Source organism: Pseudomonas sp. P5_A12, assembly GCF_056400685.1.
Map to the genome: position 1 here is coordinate 1 of NZ_JBFUKU010000332.1, position 5452 is coordinate 5452.

At 56.5% G+C, this 5452-nt stretch carries 5 protein-coding genes; 4 read left to right on the forward strand and 1 reads right to left on the reverse strand.

The features are described from left to right. Both AC1DSG_RS26965 and AC1DSG_RS26970 read left to right on the forward strand, forming a co-directional pair. The coding region (locus tag AC1DSG_RS26965; protein ID WP_477793607.1) for a cytosine permease at positions 1 to 902 on the forward strand (902 nt) is incomplete at its 5' end. Further along, entirely contained in the window at positions 899 to 1738 is an 840-nt protein-coding gene (locus AC1DSG_RS26970; protein ID WP_477793608.1) for a nitrilase family protein, read from the forward strand. The genes AC1DSG_RS26965 and AC1DSG_RS26970, both read left to right, overlap by 4 nt. Positions 1739 to 2079: 341 nt before the next feature. Here the strand turns inward: AC1DSG_RS26970 and AC1DSG_RS26975 are convergent, their stop codons facing one another. Then, positions 2080 to 3642 (reverse strand): MltF family protein, encoded by a 1563-nt coding sequence (locus AC1DSG_RS26975; protein ID WP_477793609.1) that lies wholly within the window; start codon positions 3640 to 3642, stop codon positions 2080 to 2082. Positions 3643 to 3986: 344 nt separating this feature from the next. Here AC1DSG_RS26975 and AC1DSG_RS26980 point away from each other — a divergent pair, with 344 nt between their 5' ends. Both AC1DSG_RS26980 and AC1DSG_RS26985 read left to right on the forward strand, forming a co-directional pair. Next, a complete protein-coding gene (locus tag AC1DSG_RS26980; RefSeq protein ID WP_477793610.1) occupies positions 3987 to 4787 on the forward strand; it encodes a carboxymuconolactone decarboxylase family protein in 801 nt (266 codons plus the stop codon). Between the two features lie 308 nt (positions 4788 to 5095). Continuing rightward, positions 5096 to 5452 (forward strand): lipid-binding SYLF domain-containing protein (locus AC1DSG_RS26985; RefSeq protein WP_477793611.1); only part of this gene is annotated, 357 nt, incomplete at its 3' end.

Below are 5452 nucleotides of genomic sequence, written 5' to 3' on the forward strand. Positions count from 1 at the left end.
GACCTGGGGACCTGGGCTTCAGCTGGGTTGCGTTCGCCACGTTGTTTGCCATCGGCGCCAGCTACAACATTTCCTATGCGCCTTACGTGTCTGACTATTCCCGTTACCTGCCGAAAAACACCAGCCGGCCAAAACTGATCGCCGCCGTGTTCATCGGCGCCTCGCTGTCCGGCAGCTGGATGATCGGCCTCGGTGCGTGGCTGGCGCAGCAGCTGAAAGCGGTTGATGCGCTGGTGGCGTTGAACCAGGTCGGCTCTTCGATGATTCCGGGGCTGGGCAATGTATTGGTGATCGTCTCGGTGGCGGGCTTCCTGCCGATTATCGCGCTCAACACTTACAGCGCCATGTTGACGCTGCTGACCGGCGTCGACTCGATCAAGAAAATCACCCCGACACCCCGCGCCCGAATCCTGTCCATCACCGCGATCAGCGTCATTCTGCTGACCTGTGTGCTGTCGATCAAAGGCGACGGCATCGCGCTGCTCAACACCTTCCTCGTGTTGCTCCTGTACTTCCTTGTGCCCTGGACCGCTGTCAATCTGGTGGACTACTTCTTCGTGCGCAAAGGCCGCTACGCGATCCCGCACTTCTTCACCCCGAAGGGCATCTACGGCGCCTGGCAATTTCGCGGCATCGTCTCCTACCTGATCGGCTTTGCCGCGATGGTGCCGTTCTTCTACATCTTCGATGCCGCCGCCAACAAAGAAGTATTCGTCGGCCCGCTGGCGCGCATGCTCGAAGGCGTGGACATCGCCTGGCTGGTGGGGCTGGTGGTCTCGGGCCTGACGTACTACCTCCTCAGCCGCTCGCTCGACCTTGCATCGGAACGGCGGATCATCGACGCGATTACCGAGAGCGACATCATTGCCATGACCAAACCGACTGCGGAGGAGGTGCATTGAACACTGCCAAAAACACCGTGGTCGCCTGCTGCCAGGTGGCACCGAAAATCGGCGACCTCGCGTTCAACCGCACACTCACTGAGCGCGCCATTCGTTCCGCGGCCCATCAAGGTGCGCAGATTGTGGTGCTTCCTGAACTGGTGCAGAGCGGCTACGTGTTCAACGACCGCAGCGAAGCGTTGTCCTTGGCAGAAACGGCCGAAGGACCGACCTTGCGCCTGTGGGCGGCACTGGCCCGCGAACTGAACATTGTCGTGGTCGGTGGTTTTTGCGAACGACTGGACGGCGATGAACTGGCCAACAGCGCGGCGATGATCGATGCCCAAGGCTTGCGCGCCGTGTACCGCAAAGCGCACCTCTGGGATGCCGAGCGCGACATCTTCAGCGCCGGGAATGCCGCGCCGCCGGTGGTTGAAACGGTGCATGGGCGAATCGGGATGCTGATTTGCTACGACCTGGAATTTCCGGAGTGGGTGAGACTTCCGGCACTGGCGGGTGCGGATTTGCTTTGTGCGCCGGTTAACTGGCCGGATGGTCCGAGGCCGCCGACTGAGCGTCCGGCGGAAGTGGTGCGGGTTCAGGCTAATGCTTCGGTGAACCGGATGTTTATTGCCGCGTGTGATCGGCATGGGCATGAACGAGGGGTTGGTTGGGTGCAGGGTTCGGTGATTGTCGATGCGGATGGGTATCCGTTGGCGGGGCCGGCGGAGCAGGGTGGGGAGCGGATTTTGTTGGCGACGCTTAATCTTGGCGAGGCAAGGAATAAGCGGATTAGTGCGCGCAATGATTTGCATGGGGATCGGCGGTTGGGGTTGTATGGGGTGGTCGGGGGATAGAGCGGTAGGTCGTTTCTGTTTTGGTTAACAGATGCCTTTGTTGGGAAGGGGCGGCTTCTTCTTTTTTTGGGGCAAACCGCCCATGAAGTTATAAGACCACACCAGCTGCCCACTCAGGGGTGGGCGCGGCCTAACCGACCAGAGCCCTTTAGGTCGATTGCTACCTGATATGAAGGACAGCAATCGGCCAAATGCGGTCTGTCGATTTCACTCGAGAAATCACAGACAATCTGCCCCTTGCCGCGCCTTTTTGCCACACAATGTGGTCGGCAGAAGTGTTGGGTGAGGCAGATATTCAGTTCATTGTCCGTATCGGCCGATTTTTTCAGAACATTAATAGGTCAACGTGCCTCTTTGCTCTGCTCTTTCAACTTCTGCGCAGCCTCGGCTTTCGCCGCATTGGCCTGCATGATCAATTGATAGGCAATGTAGTATTTGTAGATATTACTGACGTAGGTAACCGTCTCCGCACCGATTTTCTCGGCAGCAACGTACTCGACGTTATGGAACCAGACGTTCGGATCCAGTCCACGGCTGGCGGCTTCTTTACGAAGTTTGGAAATTCTGCCCGCACCTGCATTGTAAGAAGCGAAGGCGAACAAAGCCTTGTCCAGATTGGTCATCGGCTCCTTGCCATAATACTGGTCGATCATCCAACGCAYGTACTTAATTCCGGCGTTAATGTTTGGCTCGACTTCAGCAATGTTGCCGACGCCCAGTTCCTTGCCGGTGGCAGGCATGACCTGCATAACCCCAATGGCGCCCACCTTGCTCCTGGCTGCCTGATTCAGTTGAGATTCCTGGTATCCCTGGGCTGCCATCAGTAACCAGTCCACATCATATTTGTCGCCGTACTCCTGGAAGTACTGAACCAATGCGATAAATTTCTTGCGTTCGGACTCGGAGACAGCGGCCTTTACATATTTTTCGTTTTTAAAAAAACGCGTCAGGATCATGTTCCCGAGAGTGGTGCCTTGGCCGTGACGAGCAATGAAATCGTTGGCTGCAGCCTGCAGCTGCGGACTGCCCTTGCGCAGCGCCCAGGCAACCTCGCCACCGGTGCGTAAAGCGATGTCATCATGCACCGTGATAGCCGGGAACACCTTCTTCCAGAAGTCCGCCTTGTGCTTGTCCACGACGATGAGAGGAATCATGCCAGCATTCAACATCTCGATCAGATCCTCGTCCTCCAGAGCCTCCGGTGCCTCCTTGAGGACGACCGCCGGTTTGTTCTCGCTGGCGAACCGCAGGTTGAGGGCCATCAGGCTCTCGTAATAACTAGAGGATTTACGAACGAAGACCACTTGTCCCGCTAACTCATCCACGTTGGACACCGTGGGCGAGTCGGGACCAGTAACCACCACCTCGCTGACGTTGCGAAACATAGGTAAAGAAAAATCAACAAGATTCTGGCGCTCCTCAGTCACGGTCAGGTTAGACGCCGCAATATCACCTTTGCCCGCAGCCAGCGCCGGCAGCAGTTCATCCCGTGCCACAGGAATGAACATCACCCGCACTTTCAGAGCCTTGTTCTTGAGCTTTTTATCCTTTGTCAGTTTCTTGTTCAGATCCTCTTCGAATACGCGAAAAAAGTCGTACGTCGTGCCGCGCTGAACACCCCTGTCGACAAAATAAAAAGTCTTACTGTAAACCGTAAGAACGCGAATGACCCGTCGTTCGATCATCCCGTCGAGATCGCCGATCCACGGCTTCGTCGCGCTCTCGGTCGAAAGGGTGAGTTGCTCACGCTGCGGTGCCTCGGGGGACGATTTTGCTTCGGCTGCCGCATACATCGGGCCGGTGAAAAGAGCGAATGTGAGCGCCGCAACGGCGTTGATGATCAGCGCTGAGCGTGCCGAAGGAAGGGCCGTAAGGTGTGTTATCCAAACGTGGATTCCCTGCATGGTCAGAGCCTCACAATTTGTTTCAACTGCTCCGTCCCAAGATCAGCTGTGCCAAGTTGGCCAAGACCATACATCCGCATGCACACAGAAAAGCTTAGTTCAGTGATAGTAGCAGTCCCCGACTCCGGAAGCCGGGCACTAGCTTTATGTAAATGCCCGCTGAGCGATTTAGCCAGTCGGCTGCATCGACCCGTTGAATCACTAACAAGGTCGACCTCCAGTCGTTCAAGGTTCCTGAAGCTAGTATTTTTTAAATGCACTTTAAACGTAGAACAATCCAAGTGATCGCCTAAGCTCCTCGGAGGGGTTCTGATGCGGACGTTGCACAGCCCAAGGAGGACTTGATGGACCGACGCGAATTTCTTGAGAGCAGCGCCCTCGGTCTCGGCGGCCTGGCCATTGCAAGCGCCATGGTTGGCTCGGCTTCCGCCGAGGCGGCGGGGGAATCTTCGCAGACCAAGGCCATCGACATTGTGCGGAAATGGGACCCCGCCAAAGCCGAGGCATACCTGAAGGTGAACACGAATCCGTGGACAAACGGAATTCTCGACATCAAGACCATCGAGCTGATCTGCGTCGGCCTGAACGCCGCCTGCACAAACCTGCAGCCGGATCCCACGCGCCGTCACATCAGAGCTGCGCTTGAAGCGGGCGCCACCCGAAACGAGATCCAGCTGGTGATCGAGGGTGCCGCGTTCATGGCGATCCATGCGTGCAGCCTCGGCGCGCCGATTCTGCTCGAAGAGGGTAAGGCGGCTGGAAAGACCCCCACTGTCAAGAACGCTGCGACTCCTTCGGCCGACATGATGAAGGAGAAGGGACTCTGGAATACGGCCTGGGACCCGTTTTTCAACCTTGACCCTCTGTGGACCGATCAGTTCTTTGCGGCCGTCGGGGGCATTTACGACGGCAAGACTCTCCAACCGAAGTTCGTTGAACTACTCAGCATCGCATTGGACGCGTCGGTTACGCACATGTACGCCCCCGGTACTCGGCGCCATATCAAGGGCGCCTTGGCCCTAGGTGCGACCATGGAAGAGATCATGGAGACGCTCAAGATCGCCACGTCCTTCGGGCAGGAGAGCATTAACATGGCGATACCGATCCTCGCCGAGGAAATTGCTGCATTCGAGAAGAAAAAATAGTCTGGCAGGTCGGCGTATTTCCCCTGCTTTTATGGTGACCGATTTCGACATTGCGAGCTCAAGGTCTTCGTTCAATCACTTGGCAGAGCAGTGGCAATTTCAGCTTACGTGAGTTCAAGTCACAATAAATCTGGTCGACTATCGAGCATCGAAGCCTGTAGCAATCACCTATGCTCGTAGGAGTGATCGCAGTTTTACATATTGATCGCACCACACTATGAAGCACGCGCCACTGATGCGATTCAGATCCGCAACGGCTGTCGCCACGCAGGTTCCTCAACGGCAGGTACAGAAACGGAGTATTGCTCATGATCAAACACCTTCGAATGATGGCAATGATTTCAATCTTCGCGATCACTGCAGGCTGCCAAATGGATCAATCAACTTCCGCCTCTGGTGCGATGGCTGCTAACGCGGAAATGGACCGCGAGGCGAACGCGGCGTTACAGAGTTTGTATACCAAAACGCCGCAAGCGCGAGCTCTCGCGCAGCGAGCCAAGGGTATCCTCGTTTTCCCTGATGTGCTGAAAGCGGGCCTCATCGCCGGCGCACAGCATGGCGAAGGCGAATTGATCGAGAACGGAAAAGTCACGGGATACTACGCGACCACAGCAGCCTCATACGGCCTTCAGGCGGGCGTGCAGAGGTTTGGGTACGTGATGTTC